The organism is Streptomyces sp. DS1-CR2, assembly GCF_055760475.1.
This window is the reverse complement of sequence record NZ_CM147085.1, coordinates 8,866,969-8,890,836: the sequence shown is the minus strand read 5'-3', so window position 1 is coordinate 8,890,836 and position 23,868 is coordinate 8,866,969. Positions and strand designations below refer to the sequence as shown.

The window sequence follows — 23,868 nt, the reverse complement described above, 5'->3', positions numbered from 1 at the left end:
TCTGCGCACTCTTCACGACTCCCACGCACGTCCCACCGCGACCCGGCACGTGGACAAGGGATGCGTGAACATGCCTCTCCTCCTCTCGATGGGTTGGGTCCGCATCGAGACGGAAGGAAGTGCGCGGGCGTGCCAAGGTCAAACGAATCCGGTTCGCATACACACGAGGTGGCCGCCTGGCAGACTCGTGGGTATCGACATACGTGGAGGCGGTATCTGATGAGCGATCCCGAGGGCGTGCCCCTGGCCGACTACATCCGCGTACTCCGCGATCAGTTGGAGACGGCACAGCAGCAAGGGGCGGGCCACGGGGTCAAGTTCGGCGTCGGGGCCGTGGAGCTGGAGTTCGAGGTCACGATGACGCGGGAGGCAAGCGGGCGCGGCGGGGTGAAGCTGTGGGTGGTCGAGGCGGGCGCCGACGGCAAGCGCAGCGGAGGGCGGACACAGCGTGTGCGGATGACGCTTACGCCCACCGACGACGCCGGCCGGCCGCTGTCGGTCATCGACCGGCTGCCCGAGCTCCCGCACTGAGGCCTGCGGTGGTGGGCTCGCTCGCCGGGCGGTGCGCCGAGATCTTGGTCGAGCAGGACGGCGGCACCGGGTACGGCTCGGGGCTGCGGCTGGCGACGACCTTGGTGGTGACGGCCGGGCACGTGGTCGAAGGCGATGGGTCGGTCAGGGTACGGCTGTCCGGCGGCGCCCCCGACGAGATCGTCGTCACCGCCCGGACGGTGTGGCGAGGTGCCCGGCTGGACGTCGCGCTTGTCGAACTCGCTCCGGATGTCTCCCTCGACGAGGTCACTGCGATGGCCATCGCAGTTGTACCGGACGAGGCTGACGGACGGCTTCCCTTCACCGCGATCGGCTTTCCGCGCCATCAGAGCTGGACGGACACGCACACGGCGACCTGGCGCGACAGCGACCAGATCGACGGGGTGATCCCGCTCGGGTCGAGTGTGAAACGGGGCCGCCTGCTGCTGCACAGGACGGATGGCCGCCGCCTGGAAGCGCGCGACTGGAGCGGTTTCTCGGGCGCGGGCGTCGTCTGTGAGGGGTCGGCGGTCGGCGTCGTCGTGGAGTCGGCCCACTCGGGCGGGCTGGAGGCCGTGCGGCTGGCTGCTGTGATCGGCGCGTACGAGCCGCGCGCGGAAGGCGAGCGCGAGCCCGAGCCGAGTGCCGCCGCCGCACGTGAACTGATGGCCTCGCACGGCGTCGTGCCGGCACCCCTGCGCGGGCAGGAGCGGCGTCGCCCGGCCTACGAGGCGATGTTGCGCCAGTACGCAGCCCGGTGCGCCGAACTGACCGGCCGCGACCGGGAGCTCGCCGGCCTCCTGGCGTTCGCGACCGGGCCGGACCCCTACCTCATGCTCGTCGCCGGTCCTTGGGCCGGAAAGACCTCGCTGGTGACCCGTTTCGCCACGGGGTCCCACCCCGGTCTTGACGTGGTGTCGTTCGTCATCTCCCGGCGCGACGGGCAGATGCGCGTCCAGCAGTTCCACCGGGCCATGTGCGACCAGCTCGCCGCCCTGCTGGGCGAGTTCCCGCCTGCCGAACCGGACGCGGCCGCCTTCCTCAGCCTCTGGGGACGCGCGATGCGGATCCCCGGACGTTCCCTGCTGCTGCTCGTCGACGGCCTGGACGAGAACGACTACCGCGAGCTGGCTGAGCCCAGTGTCGCCGCGCAGCTCCCGACCGCTCTCGGTCCGGCGGCACACGTCCTGGTGACGAGCCGCCATTCTGACGTGCCGCTCGACGTGGACGGGAGCCACCCGCTGCGCACCTGCCGCCGCCAGGTGCTGACACCGTTCCCCGCGGCGACGAGCCTGCTCCTGCGCGCGCGCCAAGAGCTGGATCACGTACTCGCCGCGCCTGTCCCACGCACCGTCCTGACCACGATGGCAGTCGCCCGCGGCGCGCTGAGCAGCAGCGACATCGCCTCGATCGTCAACGAATCCACGCTGGCGATCCGCAGGACCCTGGAACGAGGGCTCTCCCGGGTCGTGGAGCCGCGCCCCGGTACGCCGACTCGGTACACCCTCGCCCATGACACCCTGTCCTTCGCCGTCCAGGAGGACCTGGAACCCGAGGAGTTCACCCATGCCCGCACCTCCATCGACGGCTGGGCCCTCGGCTTCGCGGCGGCCGGCTGGCCCGATGACACCCCGGCCTACCTGACCGAGGCGTACCCGACTCTCCTGCTCACCGAAGGGGCCGGCCGGACGCTGGCAGCTCTGGCCTCCCCCGCGCGCCGCGCCCTGCTCCGCCGCCGGACCGAGGGAGATCTGGCCGCGCTGTCCGAACTGTCGAACGCGGCAAGGCTCCTCGAGGCAGCCCCCGACTGCGACCTCACCCTTCTGACGCGGGTGTCGCTGCTCCGCAAGCGCATCGAGGACGACAACTTCACCATGCCCTCCACGTATCCGCTGTTGCTTCTGCGCGTCGGCCGAGCCGAGGAGGGCATCCAGTTCGCCCGTACTCTGCAGAACGTCTACGTGCGGGCCGACGCTCTGCTGGCGATCGGCGAGCACCTGCTGGACAGCCGGCCGGCCGAGGCGCGGAACCTCATCCACGAAGCCATGGCCGTACCGGGCAGGCTGCCCCTGGAGCGGATGCCCCATACGGTGCGCGCAGCCCTCGCGCTTGCGCGGCACCACGAACCAGGCGCCGCCGGTCTCGCTCGCGAAGCCATCACCGAAAGCGGCGACGAGCGCGGCTGGTCCCTCACCAACGCCGCCGACGCACTGGCCGAGATCGATCCCGCGCTGACACGGCGCCTCATCGAGGAGGCCATCGAACACGCTGACGCCGAGGACCGCCCCGACTTCTGCGGCTTCCTCGCGCCGGCGTTCTCCGCCCTCGGCGACCTCGACCGCCTCGTCCAGCACCTCGCCGCCCTGGACCGGGACGGCAGGAAACGAGCCCTCCTCACCGCCTGCAGCGAGCACTTCGCCAAGGGAGGCCGTGGAAACGTGCCCGAGGTGCTCCTCACCGCCTTGAACCACGAGTTCACCGCCTCCGAACTCGTGGAATCGGCCCCCTACCAGGACGAGGAACGGGCCCGCCGCCTGCTCGCCCTGCCCGCCTCGTCCTCTCCCGGTCTCGATCTCGTCGAGCTCGCCTATACCGCTTTCGCCGCCCACGGCCTCGACCCTCGGCGGCCCGGGGCATCCGACGAACTGCTGGCCGACGCCGCAACGTCTGCCCTGGCAGGCGGCCACCTCTCGCTGGCGGTCTCCCTGGCCCAGGACATCGCCATCCCCTTCATCCGTGCGGCCCGCCTCACGGAGATCGCGCTGGCGCTGCTCGACTCCAACACGCCCCAGGACGCCGCTCCCGTGGTGCGCGAGGTGGAGGCGGCCCTCGACGAGACCAGGAACACGTCGCCGCCCACCGTCCTCGCGACCTTCGCCCTGGCCGCCGACACCGCCGGACGAACGGACCTGGCCACGCCGGCCCTGGAACTGGCCCTCCACACGGTGCTGCAGGACAGCGACGACACCCGTGCCAAGTGGGAGGCGCGGGCTGTGGCAAGCGCAGCCGCCCGGCTTGGCCACCTCGACCACGCCCTGGGGATCGCAGCGGGGTTCGAGGCAGACCAGATGGACCGCGTCGACATCCTGCTGGACGCAGCGAGGGCCGTCGAAGCACACGCCGATCACCGCTCGGCCGATCTCGACCTGCTCATCGCCCAGGTGACCGAAGGCATCGAGAAGTCGACGGATCCGCGCGCGTCCGGCTGGCGTACCCGTGTCTCTCACGAACTCATCTCCCTCCACCTCCGCGCCGGGCACGCCGACGTGGCCCTCGATCTGGCCCGCCGGCTCGCCGAGACAGACCTCCCCGGCCGCATGCTCGAGTTGCGCGCGCGCCTGCTGTCGGACGACGTCCCCGCGGCTGTCTCCCTGATCCGCGAAACGGCCCTGGCCATGTCCTTGAGTTCCCCACAGGACCTCGTCCGCCGGCAGGAGCAGGCAGCCGCGATGATTGTCGAGCTGTGCGACGCCGGCCACGAGGCCCTGTGCCGCGACATCACCGCTCAACTCGCCGGGGCCGCAGACCCGGGCGTGACGCTGGACAGCGCACTCTGGGCCCGTCCCTGGCTCACCGCGGCCTGCCAGGCCGCCGGCCTCACCGAGGAATTCACTCGCCTTCTGGATACGCTGCAGCACGCCGCCCTCGTCACTGGCGCCGGCTACGGGACCGAAACCGTGCCGCTGGAAGCAGTCGTCCGCCTGCGCCTCTGGGATCGCTACCACACCGAAGCCCGCCGCCTGAGCGAAGTCCTGGCCGAGGTCGTCCTCACCGACATGGTCAAAGCAATGCTCGACGCAGGCCTGCTGACCGAGGCCCTCCCCCTCATCGACGACCTCCAGGACGACAAGGCCTACTGCCTGGCCCTCGCCGCGGCCGTCACCTCCCCGCCGCCCGTCGACCTGGTCAAGCGCTCGCTGGCCCACGGCTTCGCCGAGGACGTCATTGCCCCACTGGCGGCCCTGGAACCGGCGTGCCTGCAAGAGATCGCAACTCAACTCGGGGTGATCCGGCCGCATGCCGAACAAGTGACCGCCTCGGCCTCACCGGCCCACCGCACCGGGACAACACGGGCCGGGTGACCTTCACAGGAGCACCCTCGCCGCGCTGGTCACCGGTACGCAGGGCGGATGCGGCGGCGAACGACAAGCTGTCACGCTCGCTGAGCGGCGTGACAGGGAACCCTGGCATCTGGAGTGGGGCCAGTAGTACCATCGGTACCATGCCGAATAGTCCCAAAGCTTTGAACTTGCGGTTCCCCGACCCTGCGCAACGGGCGGCGATCGAAGCAGCAGCCCGGCAGGAGGGAATGAGCATGCAGGAGTACATCCTGTCTGCGGCCTACGAGCGAGCGACCGCGGTCGAGCGCAAGTTCCTGAGTGGGTTCCAGGAGTCCATGGCGCGCAGTGGCGACGCTTTCCGGGCCGCCTCCGACAGCCTGGACCCGAGCCCCGAGCAGCGAGACGCTGAGCATCGTGCACGGCGTGACCTCAATGCGCAGGAGCAGGGGCACGCCGCGTGACCCAGCCCGACCCCCAGCACCTGCTCGATGTCACCTTCCTCCTCCACGCCGCCGAGCTCCTCGAGGGCGACCCTCAGGTCGACGACTACGGGCCCCTGTATGCGGCCGTCGGCAGGGTCAACGCGCGCGCCCTGGAGCACGACATCTATGGGTCGCTGAACCTGAAGGCGGCTGCGCTCTTGCACACACTGGCGAGGCTGCCCTGCCTCGAGCACTCGAACGCGGCTTTCGCCTGGCATTCCGCCGAGGCGTACCTCATGCTCCACGGCCGGCGCCTTGAGCACCCGATCAAGGCCGCGGTCGAACTCGTAGGTGACGCCGCATCCGGACGTCTTGGCGTGGCCTCTATCGCCCGCCAGCTGCGCGACTGGACCGTCAGCTGACGTCCGTGAATACGGACCAGCATCGGCCCAGATCAGAACTCATGGAGGACGCAGGCGGCGCAATGCCCGTCGCGTCGTGCCCCCTGCCGTCGTGAGCGCGTCCTGCGTACGGGATAAGACCTTCCCCGACCTTGACGGATGCCGCGTACATAACCTTCGGTGAGGCGAGGACACGAGCATCTCTGAGACCCCGCGCGACCGCCGTGTCAAGGGCGACGGCGTGCACCACCCGCGGTCCGGCCCTCGGGGATGCGAGGCGCGGGGACCTGCCCGATCAATGACTCGGCCTCACGTACACCGGCGAGACGGGCGAAGCCGACCGCGTAGTCGTAGATGTCGCGCTGCACCCGCTGCAGATCCGCACGGCATGCGGCATTGTCCGGCCAGTCGGATTCCGCACTGTCGGGGTGAGCCTGTTCGAACTCCCGCAGCCGTGGGTGCCATTGGGAGAGGAACGGCCTCAGCTCGCGGTTGAGCAGGGAGATCGCCAGGGACTCGACCGTCCGGCCACCGGGGACCGCAGCGGACGGGCGCGTGGCCTTCAGCGTCTCGCGTGTCGTGGCGAACAGTCCGTACATCGAGGTGAGCGCCTCGCGGACGACTCCCTCATCACTGGCCAGGGGCTGGGTGGAGACCCGTGTCACCGTTTCGACGAACATCTTCCAGGCGACCTGGCGGGCGTCGTTGTTGACCGCGAAGGTGAGCTCGCTCAGCTGCGGGATACTCACCCTCACCTCCGTGAGGCGGGCGGTGCGCTGGTACCACTGCAGTACGAGGACGGTCACCGCGCCCACGACACCACCCGTGATGACGAACAGAATACGGCTGGTCACTTGGGTGAGGCTGAAGACAGCCAACCCGGTGAGCGCACCGATGACGGCAGCTCCGATCAGCCGGATCGCCAGACCGGACCCGATCCGCTGCGCCCGGCTCGGTCGGCCACCGGGCCACGCCAACTGCTCTCTCATCCGCTCCCCCACCGATCCTTCGCGCTACATGGGCGCCGGCCGCGCCCTTGGAAGCGTCGCATCGACATCCATGAAGCCTTCCCAGCTCGCCTGCTGCCTGATCACTCTGCACTAGATCAACTCATTGCGCACGGCGCTTGGACATTGTTAGTCGGCGAGCACTCTGAGAGGCCGTCTTGGACAGGAACTGCCGCATGCTATGCGGCAGTTCAGAGTCCGTGATCGGCGAGTCGTCGTGACGGCCGTACCGCGAACCGGCGTCCTGCACGAGGTAGGGGTCTCCAGCGCAACTCGCCGGGATCGAGGGGGCGATACGCCGGTCGTCACATTCAGCTCCGGCTGCAGGCTCGTGAGGCTGCCGCTCGCATCCCGCGTCAACAGGCGCGGATGGCTCTTGGAGCTTTGTCCGGGTCAACCCGGGTCGGGTCTGGACTGGCCTGGTCTGGTCTGGTCGCGGCCATCAGCGAGTGGTTAGTGGCTAGGAGCGGCGCGGGCGAACGACTCCTAGACAACGCAGAACTCGTTGCCCTCCGGGTCCTGCAGCACGACGGCGTAGTGCCCCATGTCCGGCTCATCCGTGGTCCGAAGCACGCCGGCGCCGGCTGCGATCAGTCTTTCCACTGTGGTGGTGACCCGCTGCGCGCGGACCGCCAACGGGACGTCGCGCCCGCCGCCGACCTTAAGGTCGAGGTGTATTCGGTTCTTGGTGGCCTTGGGTTCGGGAACCTGCTGGAACCACACCCGCGGCCCGTTCCCTGAGGGATCGACGATCGACTCCGGAGTATCGCCGGCACCGACAGGCAATTCCTCCTCGGTCACCCCCATGGCCGCCCAATACTCCCGCCACGTGGCATGGCCGCCCGGTGGAGGTTCCGGTACGTATCCCAGAGCCTCGCTCCAGAACGCCACAAGTCTCTGTACGTCGGCGCAGTCGATCGTCAGTTGCAGGGTCATCTCCATAACCAGAGCTTGGCAGACCACGCCGCACATCCGTACAGGCCCGACTCGCCGAGTAGTCCGTGAGCACCCCCGGAACGTCACCCGGTGCACGGCCGCGCCGAGCGCCGCCGACGCGAGGTGATGTCGTCCGCCGCGGCACCCGTTGCCTCCGCGAGCGCCAGGTGCCGAGTGCCGTGCGAAGCCTCAGGTGCTCCGTCACAGCTGTGACGGAGCACGCTGGTTGGCCACTCTGAGCATCGCAGTTGGCCGCAGGACAGTGACTGGGCGCCTCGCTCAAGTCCAGTCACCGCAGGCCGGAACGACGCCGTTTCCAGAGATATCGGAGACTGGACAACGGCGCTCAGTCACAAGCTGTCCTGTGCCGGCAAAGGTTGCACGGTCTGGCTCACCGAGAGGCCCACATGGATCATATGAGGCTCGCGAACGGGTGCGGTTGACGGTGCCGTCCGCCTTCGCGCGGAAATGCAGCAGGGCCTGGTCTATCTCTGAAGGCCCATGGGCCGACGTGGGCGCGGCGTCCCGCCCTCCCTACCGGGGTAGCCGTACGGGCAGCCGCCGAGCGCCGATGCCCTACCGGAAAAGGAGCACGCCCATGCGTCTGTACGCCCAGACCACGGCCCGTCGGAGCCGCCAGGTCCTCGCAGACCTGATCGCGGTGGCCCTGATCTGCGCCGTGGTGAAGCTGGCCTTGGCCGTGCACGACGCGATCAGGCGACTGGCCGATCCGGGCCGCAAGGCGGAAAGCGCCGGCAAAAGCCTCTCCGACGGACTCGTCGACGCGGGCAACGCCGCCTCGAAGGTGCCGTTCGTCGGAGGCCAGTTGAAGAAGCCGCTCAGGTCCGCCGCCGAGGCCGGCACCGGGCTGGCCGACGCAGGTCGTTCGCTTCAGGACACGGTGGGCCACGTGGCGACGCTCTCCACGGTCGCCCTGATCGTCATCCCGGTGGTGTTCGTGCTGCTGCTGTGGCTGCCCCCGCGCCTGCGCTGGATCCGCCGCAGCGCCGCCACCCGGCGCCTCGCCGCCGATCCGGGCGGCGCCGACATCCTCGCCCTGCGCGTCCTCGCCGGCTCGCAGCGCGAACTCGCAGCGCTGCCCACGCCACCCGGCGGCCTCGCAGAGGCTTGGCGGCGCGGCGACGAACAGGTCATCGCCGACCTGGCGGCGATCGGCCTGCGGCAAGCGGGTCTACGCGCCTGACGGATGACCAGCGGGGGCCCCTTGCGCGTCGGGTCTGACATCGACCACCAGTCCCGTCCGTACGGTCTACGAAGAGGTCTGAGGTGTGCCGGACCGGCTTCCTCTCCGGTCCCGCGCAGGACGGACGGAGCGGTTGCGAGGCCGTCCCTATGACCAGCGGATCGAAGTCGAGCAGTATCAACCGGTCCCTCTCCAGCCACGGCTCGTACCCCTCGTGGCCGCCGCAGGACGCCACCCGGTACGAGCCGCACCAGTTGTTCTGCCCGCGGAAGGCCGGAATCCGGCGCCCGGGACGCACCGACTCGAACGGAACCGACCACAGGCGCCCCAAAGAACCGCGCTGACGGAGTCCTGCCTCAGTGATGTACTCCAACTCGACGTCCTCCGCCGACATCTTGCTCGTATCCATCCTGTCCCGTCGCATTAGATCTTGCAGAGATGAGGGTGTTGACCTGCGGGGTGACAGGTTGAAGTGGGATTCGTGACGAGACCGCAGGGTGTCTTCTGCGGTTGCAGCTCCACCGCCGCGAACGCGTCTCGTCGATCATGGCGGTGCAGATGCGTCCTGAGCTGGGCTGTGTCAGGACGGTGAGACGTTTGCCGTGAGGGCTCTCACTGAAGGTGGCAGTTTCCGGGGCCGGCCCGGACCGTGCCTGGCTTCGTAAGAGAGAACGGACAGCGCTCCCCGGACGAGGCGCTGTCCTTCCTTCGCTATTCGGTGATCTTGGAGTTGCTGGTCAGGATGTCCTCGGTGGTCTGCCAGAGCCGGGGCAGGAACCGGGTGACTTCTTCGGCCCGGTGCAGAAGGTCGCGGCTGGAGCTGATGCCCAGGTCGGCAACGGCTGCCTGGAACGCCGGGGCGAGCGACTCGTGCAGTTGGGGAGCATCGGTAGCCAGGATGGTGTGGCAGCGGGCGAAGGTCGCGATGATCCAGAAGACCGCCTCGCGGTGGTCGCCGGCATCGATGAGGGTCTGGCTTCCGTCGATGGCAATCGGCCGTGCGGTGGGGGTGATGTCGCTGCTGAAGAAGAACGGGGTCTTCGCCACCTGGGCGGTGGCGTCGAACGTCTTGGCGAGTTCGCGCAGATGGTGCTGGACGCGTTGCGCAGACAGGTGTGAACAGCCAAGGAGGCGGAGGAGATCGAAGTAGAGGCTGAGGTGGCCGTAGTCGGTGAGGACCTTGCGTGCGGCCGGGTAGCGCAGGCGGACGGTGGGGTTGCGCAGGGCGGCGGCGAGGAGCACGTGGCAGGTCACGCCGGTGGGGAACAGCCAGGCGTTCACCTGCTCGTGGAACGGTGCCGAGGTGTTCATCGCCGCGAGGCGGGCTTCGACCCGGTGGCGGGCGTCCTGGCACCGGCGGCGGACCCAGGGCAGGTCGGCGAACCTTGGCGAGATGTGTGCGTGCAGCTTGTGCAGATGGCCGGTGGGGTCATCGATGACCGTGTCGGTGCGGAAGCTGCCGGCCAGGTGGTAGGACGCGAGGACCTCGTCGGCGGAGGCGAGTTCGGCCCAGGGCTGGTAACTGATTTCCAGCAGGGCACCGTGGTAGCGGAGTTTCCCCGGCTTGGCCGGCGGGCCGTCGGCGGCGGTGACGACGGAGATGTCGACGTCGGAGGAGGGCGGCAGCTCGGCATCGTCCGGAAGCCCGACGGTCGAGCCGCTGAAGTACGCGCCGCGATAGCCGGCATCGGATTGGGCATACCGGGCGACCCACTGGCCTGCGGCGGAACGTGCCGGTCCGACCTTCACAGACACATTCCCCCTGGTGGCGATTGCAAGACCTTCATTGAGATCGTTTCATCCTGAAGTCGCTGGTCACGGGGCTGGTGTGGCCGGTCGTGTGAGTGCTCGTCCTGGTCGGTGGCGTGATCGGTAGCAGGAGATCGTCGGCCACGGGGGCGGTTCCGCAGAACTGCGGGTTGAGGCCGTTCGTCGCCGCTACTGTCCGCAGGACAAAGGGAGTTCGCGGACGGGAGGGACCGGCTGGTGGCCGAGATGCTGACATGGGTGATTCAGCAACGGGTCGTCCTGGCCGACCGGGTCGAGCAGTTGCGCAAGGAACTCGCGGAAGCGGTGGCCGAGGTGCTTCGGCTGGAGGCCGCGGAGGTTGTGATCGGCCAGTTCATCGAGGCCGAACGCGCCGGTGAGGCCGACGATCCGGCCGTGGACGCGGAGTTCGAGCGGGTCACAACCACCCCCGGCGCGGGCGGGATGCGACTGATCCCGGACCGTGAGCGGGGCATGGACGTGGACGTACTGCCCGACGACTACCAGGTGATCATGAAGGTGGTGGCCGACGCCGAGGGGCCGGCCCAGGCCGGACAGGTGAGCGAGGCACTCGGCAAGGGCACCCTGCCCGGCCAGGTCGAGGGGGTGCGCGCGAAGCTGAAGAGGCTGGCCGAGCGGGGCTGGCTGCACCGCACCCCGGGTGGCCGGTTCACCGTCCTCGGCGAGAAGTAGCGGTGGCCGGTTTCGTGCGTAACGGGCAGACCCCCGACGCCAGTTGGGGTGTTCATGTCGAAGAACGCCACTGCCGTCGAGGGCCCGGACCCGCTTGTCTACCAGTGCCGCCTGCCACTGTCGAGCGCCACCCTCAACCTCGTCGCCGGGCTCGTGAGGGCCCACCTGAAGAAGATCGGCTCGCGGTGGCGCAAGCTCGCGTCGGGCCGCATCTCCCTGATCGTCCTCGCCGTGCTCCGCCATGACCAGCGGCTCGCCGACATGGCCGGCGCCTACCATGTCTCCGCCTCGACCGTGCGCCGCTGGCTGCTGGAAGTCGTCCACCTGCTGGCCGCCCGCGCCGAGCGCCTAGACCGCGCCCTGAAGAAGGTCGCCACGAAGGGCGGGCAGGTCGTGCTGATCGACGGCACCCTGATACCCACCCGGCGCCGCACCGGCGCCGACAACCGTCCCAACTACTCCGGCAAACGCAAGATGCACGGCCTGCACGTCCTCGCGCTCACCGACGAGGGCGGCAACCTGATCTGGGTCTCAGCCGCCCGACGCGGCCGCACCCACGACATCACCGCCGCCCGGCACGATCACCTCACCGCCCGCCTGCGTGAAGCAGGGCTCGGCGCGATCTGCGACCTCGGCTTCCTCGGCCTGGACGACGACCCGGACAACCCCGTCATCATCACCGGCTACCGCGCTGCCCGCGGACGCCGCCTCACCCCCGCCCAGAAGGAAGCGAACAAGCTCGTCGCCCGCGAACGCGCGGCGAACGAACACGGCTTCGCCGACCTCAAGAACTGGCGCGTGCTCACCAAACTCCGCCTGAACGCCCGTCACGCCACTGCACTGCTGAGGGCCCTGCTCGTCCTCACCCGCGCCGAAGTCTCACGATGACAGACGATCACCCCGACCTGATCAAGGACGCAACCGGCAACAAACCCTCAACTTCCACCCAGGCCAGACCCGTTGACCTGCAAAGTTCAGGTTGAAACGATCTCATTGTTCCACCGCACTGCAGCTGGTGGGATGCGATGCCGAGGCGCCGTGCCGCTTCGGCGGGCAGCTCGGAGTGGTCTCGCCAGTGCGACGAGGTGAACAGCCCTGTGAGGACAACGGCTTCAGGGTAGGTGACCAGTTCGCCCCGTGCCTTGGAGGGACGGTGGGGATCACCGAACGAGTCCTCGCCCAGCACGTCGAGCCGGCGGTTCCATCTCTGCCGAAGGGGCTCATCGCTGCTGTCGCTGGTGAACCACCTGGTCAGGCGGTCGCGGGCGTCGATGAAGGCCAGCGTGGTGAAGGGATGGGTGCTCCGGCGGACGATCCGGTGATGGCGGAGGGTGGCCTGCAGAACCTCGGGCAGTCGGGTCAGATCGTGTTGCTCCTCTCCGAGGAGCCAGCGGTGGTGGCGGTGGCAGATGCCTTTATGGTGCGGGGTGCTGCGGACGACGAGCCCGTGGACGTGCCGCCGGGCCATGCAGAGGCGGCAGGCCGGACGCCGCCGTGGCTCGACGACCTCCTCGGTGGCGGACCGGTGGTGTCGAAGCGGGTCGCCGATCGAGCCGAGCGGCGGCATCGCCTGGACCAGAGATGCCGGGCTCCGGCCGGTCAAGGCGGCGAGCCGGCGCAGTGCATCTGGGGTCCAGTAGCCGACCCGGTTGTCGACTCGACGGTGTTGGCGGGACGGCCCGAGCAGGTGTGCGAGGTAGCCGATGGTGAGGTGGTTGGCGTCGGCGAGGCGGTTCAGGTAGGAGCCGATGGTCTCGTGGTGGACGGGCGGCGGCGTGAGGGGCAGGGTCCGCGGCCGACCGGTCACGCGATGCGCTTCTCGTGGCGGCTCCGGCGGCGACGCGCGCGGGGAACGTTCTGCTGTTCGGCGCTCTCGTCCAGGTCGACCCGCTCCAGCGAGGCTTTGGTGAATTCGGGGCCGAACCTCGTCACCGGCTTCGAGCACACCAGGTCGCGTCCGTGACGTCGGGGATCCTTCCCGCGGCGTCCGCGTCGACGAGTGCGCTACCGCGATGCCACGTGGCGGATGCCGTAAGTGGCGGCGCCCGCCAGGAGTACGGCGGCTCCGGTGATGACGGAGGTCAGGGGAAGGGCGAAGGCCAGGACGAGGCAACCGGCGAGGCCGAAGGCAGGGATGATCCGGGCAGGGCGGCCTTCGGCCGGGCTCAGGGTCCAGGCGGAGGCGTTGGCGATGGCGTAGTAGGCCAGGACGCCGAAGGAGGAGAAGCCGATCGCTCCGCGCACGTCCGTGATCGCGGCTGCTACGGCGACGACGGCGCCGACGAGGAGTTCGGCCCGGTGGAGCCCGAGGAGACGGGTGCCAAAACGCCCACCCAGCGGAGCAGTTGCTCTGCCAGCCGCCGCAGAAAGCCTTCGCCGGGCGTGGGCACGCGCCGACGCGACCCTCAGCTAGCCGACAGGAGCCAACGGTGCTGCCGGCGCAAAGGCAGGTTGCAAGCGCCTGTTCGGTGGCCCGGCGTTCGCCGCGTTCGGCGAGGATCTGTCGCGCACGTTGCCAGGCCAGCTCGCCCATGGGCGTCGGCGCCGTGCGCAGATGCCGCCACCACGCGGTAATCCATCCGGGCCCCCGCGGGTCACGGATCCAGATGCGGGATATGTCATAGGGGTCGTAGTGAACCTCCCAGCCCCCGCCACCGGCCCCAATACCCGAGCGCTGACGCCGGTAGGGGACCAGCTCGGGACTGTCATAGGTGCGATGGCCCAGGCGGATGCCGTACGCGTTGATGGCGCGGCGACAGCGCGGAAGGAGCTCCACGTACTCGTCGCCGCTCAACGCCACCGGGACGTGCCCGGCGGCCGCGCCCAGCGCGGCGTACTTCTCGTTCGGGCTCAGCGCGCGGCCCGGCATCAGCGGATCCCGCAGGCCCTCGTGGGGGCGGTACGTGGGACACGAGACTCGCTATCTTCGATTTTCGTTCGATGCATTTCGAACTCACCGCCCTGGCTCACTCGTTCAGAGAATCCAGTCACGGCCATCGCCCCCCTGACTCTCAGCCTGTTGCCCAACGACCAGCATCGAACGGCACCCCGGCCGGGTCACCGAGGCCTGAACGCCGTCTCAGGAACGACAAGAGTGCACAAGCAGCTGACACGCGCGGTACCTGCGGCCACACTGTTGATCACACCCATCGCATAGCCGCACCACCCTGCACGAAAGCCCCCGCCCTCGCCTCACTCACCGGCCAACAGGCGGAAGCACAGGGCCCCTTGTGACAGGCCTGGAAGAACCAGATGCCGCCCCGTCCTCCGCGGCCGCCGCACCTCCACGGCCTGCAGCTCGTCCACCATCCTGGCGAACTCGGCCCGATTCCAAGCGGCGTTCGTACAGTCCGTCCTGCGCCGCGCACGCATCACGCAACGGGCGGCGTGACGGACTACAACGCGGCGCGTGGCTCGCCGCGGGCGCCTTCACGGTCAGCATCGGCAGCGCCTCACCAAGGCTCCATTCGGGCGAAGAGGGCACGGCTCCGGAATCGGCTGGCGGGCGCGACGGAGAGAACAGCGGAGACGCTCGGCCGGCCGCGGGTCAGGGTTCTTCCGGGCCCTCCTCGTCGAGTTCGAACCAGACCGTCTTCCCCTCCGGTTCGGGGCGGATGTTCCACCGGTGGGCCAGCAGGTCGAGGAGGACGAGGCCTCGTCCGGAGGAGGAGAGTTCGCCGGGGGCACGCCGGTGCGGGACCTCGTCGCTGCGGTCGGTGACCTCCACGCGCAGTCGTCGCCGGCCTTGGGCAGCGCCGCCGATCTCGGCCCGAAGGACAGCGGCATGATCGGTGTGGATCAGTACGTTCCCGAGGAGTTCGGAGACGAGCAGGAGGACCGTGTCGACCTGCTCCGGCCGCGCCCAGTCGTGGAGCAGGCCCTGGAATTCGATCCGAGCGTCGGCGAGTCCCTGGGCCTGATCCTGTTCGAGGGTGAAGCGCAGGTGCCGCCCGGCCCGGTTCGCATGCACATCCGAGGGGTCTCGGCGCAGGAGCAGCAGCGCGATGTCGTCCTCCGTGAAGGAGGCGCCGGGTTGGTCGCCCGCATGTGAGAGGGACGGGGCCACGACCGCGTTCAGAAGCCGGTCCGCCAGACCGTCGAGGTCTTCAGGACCGCCCGGAGTCAGCGCATTGCGCACACGGAGCCAACCGGAGTACATGTCGTGTCCGCCGGACTCGATCAGGCCGTCGGTGCAGAGCATGAGGATCTCGTTCTCGCGCAGGGAGACGACGCTGACGGGGTAGTCGTCCTCCCTCAGGTTGAGCCCGAGGGGCAGGCCACCCCGCACGTGTTTGAGCAGACAGGTTCCGTCCGGCAGACGCAGCACGGGATGCGGGTGCCCGGCCCGGGCGATGCGCAGGATGCCGGTGGCGGGATCGGCCTCCAGGTAGATACAGGTGGCGAAGCGGCCTTCGCCCAGTGACGTCAGGAAGCGGGACGCGCGCACCAGGACTGCGTCAGGGCCGTGGCCCTCGGCGGCGTAGGCGTGGATGGCGGTGCGCAGTTGCGACATCAGCCCGGCGGCCTGCACATCGTGGCCCTCGACATCGCCGATCACCACACCGAGACGCCCGCTGGGCAGGAGGATGCTGTCGAACCAGTCACCGCCGACCATGAGACCCCCGCCGGTGGGCACGTACCGGCCGGCGACGGTGAGGCCGTCGACACCGGGGTCGATCCGGCTCATGCTGCTGCGCAGGCCCTGGGAGAGTGCGCGGTCCGCCTGGCCGTCGTACGACTGCTCGATGCTCTGGCCGAGCAAGCGGGCCACGGTCAACAGGAACGTGCCCAGACCGCCGGTCATCGATACCGGGGCGTCGAAGGCCGTCATCCATACGCTGGTGAGCTGGCTGTACGTCGTCAGGGGCAGGAAGGCCCAGGCCTCGTACCCCTTCTGTCCTTCGAGTTGCCAGGCGGACGGGAAGCGGTCGCGGTACTCCTGCGGGGAGGCCAGGAAGACAGGGCGCCCGGTCCGGGCCACCTGCGCGGCCGGATGAATCGTGCCGAGAGGCAGTCGAAGCGCGTCGACCTCGCCTTCGCGGAAGCCGACCTGGCCCACACACTTCAGGACTTCGCGGTCGGACCGGAACACCGCCTGACCGCACAACGGGAGGGTGGTGTCGGCCAGCTGGGAGATCAAGGTGAGCGCCTCCCCGAGCGATGCGGCCCGCGCCAGGGCGTGCCCCGTCACGAGCAGTTCGGCTCCGCGGTGGCGCGTGCGTTCGGACGCCTCGCCGGGTCCGGCGGCGGTCGGCCCCGCCAAACGGTTGAGAGTCGCGAGCTGGCGCACCTCGGCGTCGTACTCCTCGGAATCGCCGTGCTCGCGCCCGCCACCCACCTGCGGCACTCCCGTCTGCTCGGCGCACTCTGCCTTTCCCGCTCCTTCCATGTTCCGTCGATCCGCCCTACCTCGCCTGCTCACTCACGCCCCGGCGCCCTTCGACCTCCCTATCCGGATCGAACGCGCCAACGGATGCGGACCGGCGGGACGGACATCGACAGACACCGCTTTGACGACGTTGCTGAGGTTCAGCCGCGACTGAGGTGAGTCGGCCCCTGGAATGCGATCCAAGACGCCGGGAGGGCGAGGCGCTGGGGACATCGCCCTCCGCTGCTGCCCACCGGGACGGCCCACCTCATCGATGTCCTCTCCGCCTACATCCGTAGCCCCCTCCGATCCGAAACCGGCTCGCACGACAGCGTCACCGCACTGGTCCTGCCCACCGACGTCCTCACCGCGTCAGCCGTCCGAGGCGCCATAGGGATTCCCTATAGCGCGTGCTGCCATTTCGTCTTTGCCTCTTACCAATTTCCGTACGTACCGTGAAACAGCTCGACGAGGTGCTCACCGCGATTTCTCGATTTCTCGATTTCTCCGAGGAATTACGCTCTGCGCATGTCGATCCATTTCCGTCGAGCGGACCAACACGCGAATTGAGAGGACCGGTGGCATGACCACGATCGAGCACGGATCGGGAATGCGAGAACTCGCGGGAAAGCGGGCCCTGGTCACGGGTGGTTCTCGCGGGATCGGAGCGGCTGTCGTGCGCCAACTCCTGGACGCGGGTGCCGATGTGCTCACGACTGCCAGGTCGGCGACAAGCACAGTGCCGGAAGGGGCCACCTTCGTGGAGGCCGACGTGCGGACACTGGCTGGAGCACAGACGCTCGCCACGGCCGCACAGGAGGTGCTCGGCGGGGTGGACGTTCTGGTCCACAACGCGGGTGGGGCGCGACCGCACGAGGGTAGTTCGGCGATCCCCGACGAGGAGTGGCAGGACGCCCTGGACTTGAACTTCCTGGCGTCGGTGCGGCTGGACGCGCTGCTGCTCCCGGGGATGCGGGAACGGCGTTCAGGGGTGATCGTGCACATCTCATCCGCCGCGGTCCTCACCCCCGTAGGACCCTTCCTGCACTACACGGCGGCGAAGGCGGCGCTGGAGAACTACAGCCGGGGGCTGGCCCTGGAACAGGCCCCGTTCGGAGTCCGGGTCAACTCTGTGTCTCCCGGCAGAGTCGCCACTCCCGGTGGCGAAGAGACGCGGGAGCAGTGGGCGCGCCTGGATCTGGCGCCGGGCCAGAACGACGCCACCACCGCGCCGCTGGGGCGCGATGGCCGGCCCGACGACATCGCCCAGGCGGTGCTGTTCCTCGCGTCCGGCCGGGCGAGCTGGCTGACCGGGAGCAGTCTCGTCGTGGACGGCGGCGAATTCCCCAGGGGCTGACGCCGACATCATTCCGGAACGCCAGTTTCGACAAAAGGAATTCAGCGGCGCCCGCTTCCTTCTCGGCCGTCAGGACGCGGGTGAGAAGGAAGCGGACTCGGACCAGGTCTCATGACGCAGGAGTTCGAGCAGGGCCGTCTCCGCCGGACCCGCGCCGGGCCTGACCACAGCGATGACGGGCTGGGACACGACCGGGAAAACCGGGCGCACGAGGTGCTCGTAACCGCGAGGCACCGCGGAGGCCGGGACCAGCGTCACCCCAAGGCCGTGGGCTGCCCAGCGCACGGCCGTCGCCGTCTGGGACACGCGGGCGGCTGTGGTCGGAGCCAGATCGTTGTCCCGCAGTACGTTCAGCAGCACGCCGTCGAGCGCGCTGTCGCGGTCGAACCTCACCCACGGCTCCCTCCCCAGTTCACGCAGCTCGACCCGGTCCGCAGCGAGTTGCCGGTGCCCGGCGGCAAGGGCCACGACGAACTCCTCGTCGCCGAGGTGGTGGGCGTCGGCGGGGCTCTGCTCGCACGCCGCCATCAGGGCCAGGTCCAGCACGCCCCGTCGCCCCAGCCGCTCCAACTCGGCGGAGCTCGGCTCCTCGAAGACGGTGACCTCCAGCCGCGGGAAGCGGCGACGCAGCGCGCCCAGTGCACCCGGCAACTGGCGTGTGCCGAAGCCCATTTGCACCGCCACCACCAGCTCGCCGACCAGCTCATCGGCGCCGGCCCGCGCCGTAGCCCTCGCCCGCCGCGCCGCGCTCACCGCGGCCTCCGCCTCCCGCAGGAACGCGCGGCCGACCACGGTGGGCACCAGTCCGGTCGGCGTGCGGGCGAACAGTTCCACGCCGAGCTCCCGCTCCAGGCCGCGGATCTGCTGGGACACCGACGGTTGAGCGACGCGCAGCCGCTCCGCGGCCGCCGTCACCGACCCCTCCTCGGCAATGGCCAGGGCGTACTCGAACTGACGAAGGCTCATCGGCTCCCGTTCCCTCGCTGCGGCGGACCGGGGCCCACCCGTCGTCATCGTTGCAGCAGCAAGTAACTCCGTTCCGCCCGCGGGGATTCCCGTAGACACGGCCGGAGCCGATCCGCTCTTGGTATCCGCTCTTCGTAGCAGGTGCCGACAACCAGCAGGCGGCATGAGGACACCTGCGTCGTCCGAGGGCGCGCGGCCCGTGCTGCGCGCCCGTCGCGTCGGCTGTCAAAAATCGCTGTCCGATTGTCGGAACGCAGTGATAGAGATTCAGGGTGACAACGACACTCGAGTTCCCCGTTCTGCTGCGACTGATCGACGAACGGTCGACCGCCTTCCGCGCCGCGGTCGCCTCCGCGCCCAGCCTCGACGTACAGGTGCCGACCTGCCCCGAGTGGACGCTGTTCGATCTGGCGCAGCACATCGGCGAGGGGCGCCGCGCCTGGGCCGCCACCGTCGCCGCAGGGCCTGCTCCGGCCAAGTCCGCAGCGGAGGGCGCCCCGGCTGCGCCTCGGGAGCGCGAGGCCCTGCTGGCCTGGTTGGCGGAGTCCACGGAGCAACTGCTGGACGCACTGCGGAAGGCCGGCCCGGATCGCGGTTGCTGGACGTGGTGGGGGACGTCGCAGTCGCCGCAGACCTCCGGTGCCGTAGCTCGGCACCAGCTCCAGCAGATGGCGGTGCACACCTACGACGCCCAGATCACCGTGGGCGCCCCGCAGCCGCTGCCGGACGAGGCGGCACTCGACGGTGTCGGCGAGTTCCTGTCCACCTGCGTCGCAACGACAAGTGCCTGGCCGCACAAGCCCGCTGCCGTCGACTTCCACGCCACCGAGGGCCGCTCCTGGTGCCTCTCGCTCTCCGCCGACGGCGCACGGACCGCCCGCCTCCCCGCGCCCGGCGCAAGTCCCGCCACCGCTCCTGGCGAGGGCCCGGACACGGCCGACGCCTCCTTCCGGGGCACGGCCGGTGAGCTGGTCCTGGCCCTGTACGGCCGTATTCCGGTGGACTCCCTGAGGCTCGAGGGCGACCGCCGTCTCTTCGACCTGCTCCAGGCCTGGGAGCCGGAGGAGTAGAACGTGACGTGACGATGCTCCGCCTCGTGCACCCCGAGGCCATGCCCGCATCAACGGCTACAGCGACGCCGCCGTCGCTGGCTGGCCGCTGATCGCGATCTCCGGCCAGGTTCGCCTGGATGCCTCGGGCCGGCCCGGCTCGCTGGTCCAGGTGGTGTGCCGGTCACCCGGGTTCCGGGTCGAGGTCGGCGCCCTGGCCGTGTTCGCCGAGTCCCTTGCAGCTATCTGTCCAGGGCGGATAGGTGTGCGAGGCCGGTCTCGTTCATGATGCGCTCGACCGTGGCATCCAGCAGGCTGTCGGCACCGACCACCGACTCCAACCCGCCGGGAGTGCGGAGGGTGCACGCGCCAACAGATCGGCCGCGCTCTGCTCTCGGCAGACGCTCTCTCGACCGTGCCCCTCACCCGCACCTGGCGGCCTTGAAGCGGCCAGGGGAACGTGAGTGCCGCACGCGGCCGGGAAGCCAGTTGACGGCCCTTGGGACTGCCGGCGTGTACGGCGAACTGCCCTCTCCTCGGCCACGTTCATCGCCGTCTCTCAGTGGCCGTGGAAGGCCTCCTCCAGCCACCAGGCCCCGTGCTCGGAGGTGACCTTGGCATCGATGAGCAGGGGTGTGGAGCGGGGCCCGGTGACCCAGTCCCGGACGGGTTCGAGGTCGGCGCGGGTGCGGACGGTGACCGCTTCGAAGCCGTAGCCCCGGGCGATGGCGGCGATGTCGGTGGACGGGAACTCGACCGTGTCCAGGGGGAATTGGCCGGGGGCGAAGTGATGGACCTCTGCCCCATACGCGTCGTCGTTGTAGACGACGACCACCATCGGCAGTCCCAGGCGGCGGACGGTGTCCAGTTCGACGGCACTCATCAGCGCGCCGCCGTCGCCCAGGGCGGCGACGGGCAGCCGGTCGGGCCGGGCCAGCGCCGCGCCGATCGCCGTCGAAAGGCCCAGGCCGATGGACTGGAAGGCCTGGGTGAAGCACAGGCTGTTGTGGTCGGGCACCGACAGGAACATCGAGGGGTAGCCCATGAAGTTCCCGGAGTCCACGCCGATCACGCGCTCGGCGGGCAGCAGGTCGTCCAGCGCGATGCTCAGGGTGCGCGGGTCGATGCGCTCATGGCTGCTCTCGTCCTCGTAGGACACGTCGCGCCAGCGCACGCGTGCGGCAATGGACTCTCTGATGGTGGGGGTGCGGTAGCCGGTTCGTCGCCCTCCGCTCGCTTCGAGGGCGCGCCGTGCCGTGCGTTCGACGTCGCCGATGATGCCGAGGTGGACGGTGCGGTGCCGGCCGAGGGCGGACGGGTCGTCGTCGACCTGAACGACGGTGGCCTCCGGGCCGATCAGCCGGCCGTGCCGCATCGTCCACATGTTCAGTGCGCAGCCCCAGCCCACGATCACATCGGCACCCTTGACGAGTTCCGCGGTCAGGGGCGAGGAGAATCCACCGGACACGTCGAGCGACCACGGGTTGTCGTGGAACAGCCCGCGGGCGACGGCAGAGGTGGCCAGGAGCGCGCCGTGCTGCTCGGCGAGCGCGGCCAGGGCGTCGCGGCCGTTCGGCGTCCGCGCTCCCCGGCCGGCGACGAAGACCGGGCGCTGCGCGCGTTCGAGGGTCTGCACCAGCTGGGCGACGGCGTCCGACTCCGGCTCGACCGGGGTCCGTTCGGGGGGTGGCGTGATCGATGTGTCCTCGGGAACATCCAGGGCCTGGATCTCCAGCGGCAGATTGAGCAGTACGGTACGACGCTCGTGCAGGGCGCGCCGCACGGCGGCGCATGCCTGGTCGACCGCGTCCTCGGCCGAGGTCACACGCGCGCTGACGGCACCCACCGCGTGGGCCAGCGCGTCCTGGTCGACGTAGAAGTTCGAGGTGGTCTCGGTGGTCTCCGCCGCCAGAACGAGCAGCGGAGTGCGGCTCTTGGCCGCCTCGCCGATGCCCGTGAGGGCATTGGTCAGCCCGCACCCCTGATGCACCGACAGCGCCGCCACCTTGCCGCTCATACGGGCATAGGCGTCGGCCATGGTGGCCGCCCCGCCTTCATGGCGGGCCGCGACGTACCGGGAGCCGGCCGCGACCAAGGCGTTGGTCAGATGAAAGTTCCCCGAACCGACCACACCGAAGACGTGGTCGACGCCGGCCGCGGCCAGGGCCCGGCCGACCGCTTCTGCGACCTTCACGTGTGCTCCACCAGTGCGAGCACGCGGGCGGGCGCGCCGGATCCGGTGACGATGGGCAGCGGTCCGGCCAGGACAACGGCGCCGGTCGGCGGCAGCGCGGCGAGGTTCTGCAGCTGGGTCAGGCCGTACTTGCCGCTGCCCATCAGGAAGGAATGGCACGGGAAGGCCGGATCGAAGCCCGGTGCCTGGCCGGCGTCGGTGCCCACCGTCTCGACCCCGAGACCGATCACGGGCGCCTCTTCGGCGACCCAGCGAGCGCACTCCGCCGAAAGCCCTGGGGTGTGCGGGCCGTTCTCATCAGCGTTGAGGAACTCCTGCTGAGCATGCGAGCGGTCGTCCCATCCTGTGCGCAGCAGCAGCCAGCCCCCGTCGGGCAGCGACCCGTGTTGTGCTTCCCACGCCTTGATGTGCTCGACCTCGACCAGGAAGTCCGGGTTCGCGGCCGCCTCGTCGGAGAAGTCCAACACTGCTGCCGGGGCAATCAGTTGCTGTGCGGGCACGGATGCCACGTCGGCGAGGCCCTGCCCGGTGATCCAGTGGTTGGGGGCGTCGAAGTGGGTGCCGGTGTGCTCGCCGCTGCGGAAGTTGTTCCAGTACCAGGCGGGTCCCCGGTCGTCGTAGCGGCTGATCTCCTCGAGTTCGAAGACCGCGGTCTGGCCGAACTGGGCGGGCAGTTGGAGCACAGGTGTGGACGACGACAACGGCGCCGTGAGGTCGACGACTTCGATCGTGCCACTGCGCAAGGCGGACGTCAGCGCGGCGAGGACGGAGGGGTGGGACATGCTGGCCTCCTGCGGATGGGGGCTGATCCGCCGAGGATCATAGTGCTCGCACAGGCGTGATAATCGACCGATGAACGCCATCGAACGCCCTATGCCGCCCCTGAACGCCGACGAGCGCATCACGCTGGAAAGCTGGCTTGACTTTCACCGCGCCACACTCGCAATGAAGTGTGAGGGCCTGGACGATGAGCAGGCTGCTGTCGCGTCTGTGCCACCGTCCGGCTTCACATTGACCGGCCTCGTCCAGCACATGGCGGAGGTGGAACGGAACTGGTTCCGCCGAGTGTTCGCCGGGGAAGCGGCCCCGCCCGTCTACGATCCGCAGGCCGACCCGTCCGCCCCCGACGGTGGCTTCACACTGGCTGAGGGTGCAACCCTGGGTAGTGCCCTCGCCACCTGGCACACGGAGATTGCCCGGGCCCGCGAACTCTGCGCCGACAGTGCCCTGACCGACACTGGTTGCTTCATGGAGCAGGACGTCAGCCTCCGCTGGATCTACGTCCACATGATCGAGGAGTACGCCCGCCACAACGGCCACGCCGACCTGCTTCGGGAACGCATCGACGGCACCACCGGCGTTTAGCGCGCGGCCGGGTGAGCGCGTCGGAGCCGTCGGGGGCTCGCACGGGGCAGCAGATGGGAGCGCTCCGCGTCGTCGAGCTGGAGCGCCCGGGCCACGGTTTCGAGGACGGCCGGGCAACTCCGGCGAGACTGTCCTGTTCCAATTTGGCGTAGTACTCAACGCTGATGACGGTCAGCGCAGCGACCTCGCTCCAGTGCAGGCCCGGGACTCGGCGACGGCAACCGGCGGGCCGCCTTGCCCACTCGCCTCGGGAGGATGCTTGGCCGGTACACCCCATGCTGGTGACTCGCTGCCCGCGCGGAAAGCCGGTTACCTGGATGCCATGGCCCTCCCGGCCCGGCAGCGCCCAAGCCACGGAAAGGAGGACCGGCCCCGGGAACGCAGGCGACGTCTTTGTGCTCCCAGGACGTAACTGCAGTCGTCGGTGATCGGCCGGTAGCTCCCCCTTGTCGGCCGCCCCGACACGTAAGGAAAGCCTCATGCGCGGAGCAGTGTTCCCCTCCCCCGGCGATGTACGTTTCGAGACCCTCGGCGACCCGAAGATCCT

At 69.5% G+C, this 23,868-nt stretch carries 20 protein-coding genes and 3 pseudogenes; 11 read left to right on the top strand and 12 right to left on the bottom strand.

Going from position 1 to position 23,868, the window contains the following annotated elements; translation table 11 throughout:
• Window positions 1-219 precede the first annotated feature (219 nt).
• The 4 genes from ACY0PA_RS41645 (at window position 220) to ACY0PA_RS41630 (ending at window position 5,436) form a co-directional block, all read left to right on the top strand.
• Entirely contained in the window at window positions 220-531 is a 312-nt protein-coding gene (locus ACY0PA_RS41645) for a trypco2 family protein (protein WP_473082521.1), read from the top strand.
• Between the two features lie 8 nt (window positions 532-539).
• Window positions 540-4,613, top strand: a complete 4,074-nt coding sequence (locus tag ACY0PA_RS41640) for a trypsin-like peptidase domain-containing protein (RefSeq protein WP_473082520.1) — start codon at window positions 540-542, stop codon at window positions 4,611-4,613.
• Window positions 4,614-4,753: 140 nt separating this feature from the next.
• Complete coding sequence (locus ACY0PA_RS41635) at window positions 4,754-5,053, top strand: type II toxin -antitoxin system TacA 1-like antitoxin (RefSeq protein WP_473082519.1); 300 nt, start codon at window positions 4,754-4,756, stop codon at window positions 5,051-5,053.
• Complete coding sequence (locus ACY0PA_RS41630) at window positions 5,050-5,436, top strand: fic family toxin-antitoxin system, toxin component (protein ID WP_473082518.1); 387 nt, start codon at window positions 5,050-5,052, stop codon at window positions 5,434-5,436. The genes ACY0PA_RS41635 and ACY0PA_RS41630 overlap by 4 nt, the downstream gene beginning before the upstream one ends.
• 206 nt (window positions 5,437-5,642) lie before the next feature.
• Here ACY0PA_RS41630 and ACY0PA_RS41625 read toward each other — a convergent pair whose 3' ends face one another.
• Complete coding sequence (locus tag ACY0PA_RS41625; RefSeq protein ID WP_473082517.1) at window positions 5,643-6,269, bottom strand: hypothetical protein; 627 nt, start codon at window positions 6,267-6,269, stop codon at window positions 5,643-5,645.
• A gap of 639 nt (window positions 6,270-6,908) precedes the next feature.
• Entirely contained in the window at window positions 6,909-7,364 is a 456-nt protein-coding gene (locus ACY0PA_RS41620; protein WP_473082516.1) for a VOC family protein, read from the bottom strand.
• Between the two features lie 592 nt (window positions 7,365-7,956).
• Between ACY0PA_RS41620 and ACY0PA_RS41615 the strand changes: the two genes are divergently transcribed.
• On the top strand, window positions 7,957-8,562 hold the full coding sequence (locus tag ACY0PA_RS41615; RefSeq protein WP_473082515.1) for a hypothetical protein: 606 nt from the start codon (window positions 7,957-7,959) through the stop codon (window positions 8,560-8,562).
• Between the two features lie 711 nt (window positions 8,563-9,273).
• Here ACY0PA_RS41615 and ACY0PA_RS41610 read toward each other — a convergent pair.
• Window positions 9,274-10,311, bottom strand: coding sequence for a hypothetical protein (locus tag ACY0PA_RS41610; RefSeq protein ID WP_473082514.1), 1,038 nt, complete (start codon window positions 10,309-10,311; stop codon window positions 9,274-9,276).
• 258 nt (window positions 10,312-10,569) lie between these two features.
• On the opposite strand from ACY0PA_RS41610, the gene ACY0PA_RS41605 reads away from it, so the two are divergent.
• Both ACY0PA_RS41605 and ACY0PA_RS41600 read left to right on the top strand, forming a co-directional pair.
• A complete protein-coding gene (locus ACY0PA_RS41605; RefSeq protein WP_473082513.1) occupies window positions 10,570-11,022 on the top strand; it encodes a hypothetical protein in 453 nt (150 codons plus the stop codon).
• Window positions 11,023-11,076: 54 nt separating this feature from the next.
• The gene (locus ACY0PA_RS41600; RefSeq protein WP_473082512.1) at window positions 11,077-11,910 is read left to right on the top strand and encodes a transposase family protein; all 834 of its coding nucleotides are present in this window, start codon (window positions 11,077-11,079) and stop codon (window positions 11,908-11,910) included.
• Between the two features lie 7 nt (window positions 11,911-11,917).
• Here the strand turns inward: ACY0PA_RS41600 and ACY0PA_RS41595 are convergent, their stop codons facing one another.
• From ACY0PA_RS41595 to ACY0PA_RS41575, 5 genes and pseudogenes are all read right to left on the bottom strand, one after another.
• Window positions 11,918-12,829, bottom strand: coding sequence for a TniQ family protein (locus ACY0PA_RS41595; protein ID WP_473086600.1), 912 nt, complete (start codon window positions 12,827-12,829; stop codon window positions 11,918-11,920).
• Window positions 12,826-12,954, bottom strand: coding sequence for a hypothetical protein (locus tag ACY0PA_RS41590; RefSeq protein WP_473086637.1), 129 nt, complete (start codon window positions 12,952-12,954; stop codon window positions 12,826-12,828). Before ACY0PA_RS41590 ends, ACY0PA_RS41595 begins: the two co-directional genes overlap by 4 nt.
• Window positions 12,955-13,026: 72 nt before the next feature.
• Window positions 13,027-13,323, bottom strand: a pseudogene (locus ACY0PA_RS41585) (amino acid permease); the annotation flags it as partial.
• 331 nt (window positions 13,324-13,654) lie between these two features.
• A pseudogene (locus ACY0PA_RS41580) lies at window positions 13,655-13,891 on the bottom strand (integrase); the annotation flags it as partial.
• A 678-nt stretch (window positions 13,892-14,569) separates the two neighbouring features.
• The gene (locus ACY0PA_RS41575; protein WP_473082511.1) at window positions 14,570-16,411 is read right to left on the bottom strand and encodes a SpoIIE family protein phosphatase; all 1,842 of its coding nucleotides are present in this window, start codon (window positions 16,409-16,411) and stop codon (window positions 14,570-14,572) included.
• Between the two features lie 434 nt (window positions 16,412-16,845).
• On the opposite strand from ACY0PA_RS41575, the gene ACY0PA_RS41570 reads away from it, so the two are divergent.
• On the top strand, window positions 16,846-16,977 hold the full coding sequence (locus tag ACY0PA_RS41570; protein ID WP_473082510.1) for a hypothetical protein: 132 nt from the start codon (window positions 16,846-16,848) through the stop codon (window positions 16,975-16,977).
• On the top strand, window positions 16,974-17,747 hold the full coding sequence (locus tag ACY0PA_RS41565; protein ID WP_473082509.1) for an SDR family oxidoreductase: 774 nt from the start codon (window positions 16,974-16,976) through the stop codon (window positions 17,745-17,747). Before ACY0PA_RS41570 ends, ACY0PA_RS41565 begins: the two co-directional genes overlap by 4 nt.
• Window positions 17,748-17,816: 69 nt before the next feature.
• Here ACY0PA_RS41565 and ACY0PA_RS41560 read toward each other — a convergent pair whose 3' ends face one another.
• Window positions 17,817-18,713 carry a LysR family transcriptional regulator gene (locus ACY0PA_RS41560; RefSeq protein ID WP_473082508.1) on the bottom strand — a complete coding sequence of 299 codons (897 nt, stop codon included), beginning with the start codon at window positions 18,711-18,713 and terminating at the stop codon, window positions 17,817-17,819.
• A 272-nt stretch (window positions 18,714-18,985) separates the two neighbouring features.
• Between ACY0PA_RS41560 and ACY0PA_RS41555 the strand changes: the two genes are divergently transcribed.
• Window positions 18,986-19,783 (top strand): maleylpyruvate isomerase family mycothiol-dependent enzyme, encoded by a 798-nt coding sequence (locus ACY0PA_RS41555; RefSeq protein ID WP_473082507.1) that lies wholly within the window; start codon window positions 18,986-18,988, stop codon window positions 19,781-19,783.
• 538 nt (window positions 19,784-20,321) lie between these two features.
• Here ACY0PA_RS41555 and ACY0PA_RS41550 read toward each other — a convergent pair.
• Together ACY0PA_RS41550 and ACY0PA_RS41545 are read right to left on the bottom strand one after the other, a co-directional pair.
• A complete protein-coding gene (locus ACY0PA_RS41550; protein ID WP_473082506.1) occupies window positions 20,322-21,956 on the bottom strand; it encodes a thiamine pyrophosphate-binding protein in 1,635 nt (544 codons plus the stop codon).
• Window positions 21,953-22,738, bottom strand: coding sequence for a cyclase family protein (locus tag ACY0PA_RS41545; RefSeq protein ID WP_473082505.1), 786 nt, complete (start codon window positions 22,736-22,738; stop codon window positions 21,953-21,955). The genes ACY0PA_RS41550 and ACY0PA_RS41545 overlap by 4 nt, the downstream gene beginning before the upstream one ends.
• Window positions 22,739-22,808: 70 nt before the next feature.
• On the opposite strand from ACY0PA_RS41545, the gene ACY0PA_RS41540 reads away from it, so the two are divergent.
• A complete protein-coding gene (locus ACY0PA_RS41540) occupies window positions 22,809-23,321 on the top strand; it encodes a DinB family protein (RefSeq protein WP_473082504.1) in 513 nt (170 codons plus the stop codon).
• Here the strand turns inward: ACY0PA_RS41540 and ACY0PA_RS41535 are convergent.
• Window positions 23,308-23,598 (bottom strand): annotated as a pseudogene (locus ACY0PA_RS41535) (hypothetical protein); the annotation flags it as partial. The gene ACY0PA_RS41540 and the pseudogene ACY0PA_RS41535 overlap by 14 nt on opposite strands.
• Window positions 23,599-23,868 lie beyond the last annotated feature (270 nt).